Genomic DNA, 2,457 nt, shown 5'->3' on the forward strand with positions numbered 1-2,457 from the left:
AACCTAGAGTGTTTCCAAATATAGATTGGTGGGAATATATAAATAAACAAAAATATTATTTTGTATACATATATGGATTTTTGGATACTTCAAATAATGTAATTGAACTTTCAGAAAATAAAATCATATTATAATTCAGAAATAATTGAAGTTGCAATTTTTGAGCCTGAATAGTTAATAAGTAATATGTAAATTGAATGTACCTAAATATTTATATAATTCACACTTTTTTGGGGAAATAGGAGAGCATTTAAATGTTTATACACTTGATGGAAAATTAAAGAAAGATAGGAAAAAATGAATAAGAAATTTAAATATATTATAAAAATTTTAGGGCTATTAATATTAGTTTTCGTATTATTAAATATATTTTTTGGAGAAACTGATTCTCAAACATTAAGTAGAGAAATGGAAGAAGAGTATAATATAATTTTACCTATTAAAGAATTTGAATTTAGAGACAAATTTGTAAGCCTATTGACAACGTATCAAGATTTTAAGTTTAAAAATATTAAGTATAAAACTAAATACAAAGATATATCTGAAAGCTATATAACTTCTTATAATGGAAATGTTGATGATGATATATTATCACGACTTTTAAATTTATATGTAATTAATGATTATATAAGAGATAAAAGTATGGGAAATAATTATGAAGAAACTGAAAAAATAATAGATAAAATGGTACTAGAAATTCCCAAAAAAGTAGGAATAGATTTAAAAAATAAAATAAGAATAGATGTATTTTATGATAAAATATATAGAGATAAAAATATTATTGGAGATTACCTTACATGTTATAAAATATTGGATAATTCTTTAAAAGAACTTGAAGAAGATTGTTCATTTTTGAATCAGCCGCTTGTAGTGAGAGGATACTTAAGAAAACAAACATTAAAATATACTCCCCAAAAAACAAGATATGATGAATTAAATTTTAAAGATTTTTTATATGATAATAATATATATCCTTCATTATATATTTTTATAGACTTAGAAAAAGAAAATAAAGAAAAAACAAATGAAGTTATTGAAATATTAAAAAAAAATAAATATTTAGAAGAAATAAGAAAAAATTATAATAATAAAACTATGGCTACTTTTATTTGGATTAACTATGTAGATGAAAATGGAGAAAATAAAGATTATATATTACATTAAAGTTGAATAAAGTAATAAATTATTGAAAAGTATAATTATAAAATTCTTTTCTTTGAATATATACTAGGGAGAAAATTGAAAAATATGAAAAAAATAATGTCAAATGTAATTAAAATAACTTTTTATACAATTATTATAGCAATATCAACTATAATTTTAAATTTTTTGATTAGAAATATTGCAAAATATACTATAGGAGATAATTCATTGTATATACATATGTATTTCAATAACATGGAAATTGATGAAAGAGAAATATATTCAAATAAAGAATTGAGTTTTTCATCAGCACCACCAATATATGCATATTTAAAAAAAATAAAGCCAATAAAAAAAGAATATTTTTATAAAGGAAGATTTAATATTTATACTGATACACATGCAAACCCAAAAAAAATAATAGAAGGAATTTTATTAAACCCATATATATTTAATGAATTAATATATGATAAAAATGTAGGAAATAATTTTGAAAAAGTTGAAGAATACATTTTAAATGAAGGCTCTAAATATAATATATTTTTAGGTAGATATAAAAAAAATAAAAAAGAATTTTATAAACTTTTAAATATAGAGGCAAATTTTAAGTACAAATTGAATAAAAAAGATAAGATCTATTGTATAATAGAAGAATGTTACGAATTAAAAAATGCAAAACTTAAATTATTAGAAAAACATAATTATGATTTATATGGAAAATTAATAAAAGAAGAAGAATATTTTTTAAAAAGTGATAAAAAAATAGAAATACTAAAAATTAATCCAGAAGAATATATGGAAAAATTTGATATTTACCCTATTATAGTAATTTCATATGATGAAAAATGGGAGTTAAGTGAAGAATTTATAGAAGGAATAAGAAATGCATTTAATAAAAATATGAATTTGAATAAGATAGGATTGATTATAGAAAGTGTTGATTTTCATGAATAAATTGAAAAAGATATAGTGTTAATTTTCTAATATTTATTTGTAAATAGAGTTATATAAAAAAGTAGAAATTAATATAAAATAAAAAATACTTTGTAATTTCTAAATATAAGTATAGCATTACGCAAAATAAAATATCAATTTCCGTGATTTAAAAAATTTTTGGATATAAAAATGAACAAACATTAAGAAATTCAACAATTAAAAAATATTTAAAAAAAATACTTGCATTTTTTGAAAAACGAGATATAAATATAATATAAAATTTATAAAGAAGTAAAAATTAGGAGGATATATTATGTTAACGAAATCGAAAGTATTACCAATAACATTATTCTTTGGAGTAGTTTTAGTTTTGCATGC

The 2,457-nt window shown here is 19.2% G+C and carries 2 protein-coding genes; both read left to right on the top strand.

Annotated elements, in window-relative coordinates; all coding sequences use genetic code 11:
- Window positions 1–297: 297 nt before the first annotated feature.
- On the top strand, window positions 298–1,164 hold the full coding sequence (locus AWT72_RS08420; protein ID WP_067143569.1) for a hypothetical protein: 867 nt from the start codon (window positions 298–300) through the stop codon (window positions 1,162–1,164).
- 84 nt (window positions 1,165–1,248) lie between these two features.
- Window positions 1,249–2,097, top strand: coding sequence for a hypothetical protein (locus AWT72_RS08425; RefSeq protein ID WP_067143572.1), 849 nt, complete (start codon window positions 1,249–1,251; stop codon window positions 2,095–2,097).
- Window positions 2,098–2,457: the final 360 nt, after the last annotated feature.

Origin of the sequence: Oceanivirga salmonicida (genome assembly GCF_001517915.1) — a bacterium.
Classification (GTDB): Bacteria; Fusobacteriota; Fusobacteriia; order Fusobacteriales; family Leptotrichiaceae; genus Oceanivirga; species Oceanivirga salmonicida.

Bases quoted from the DNA above. Each gene is read 5' to 3' on its own strand.
- AWT72_RS08420 (WP_067143569.1), top strand. From the start codon at position 298: ATGAATAAGAAATTTAAATATATTATAAAAATTTTAGGGCTATTAATA.
- AWT72_RS08425 (WP_067143572.1), top strand. From the start codon at position 1,249: ATGAAAAAAATAATGTCAAATGTAATTAAAATAACTTTTTATACAATT.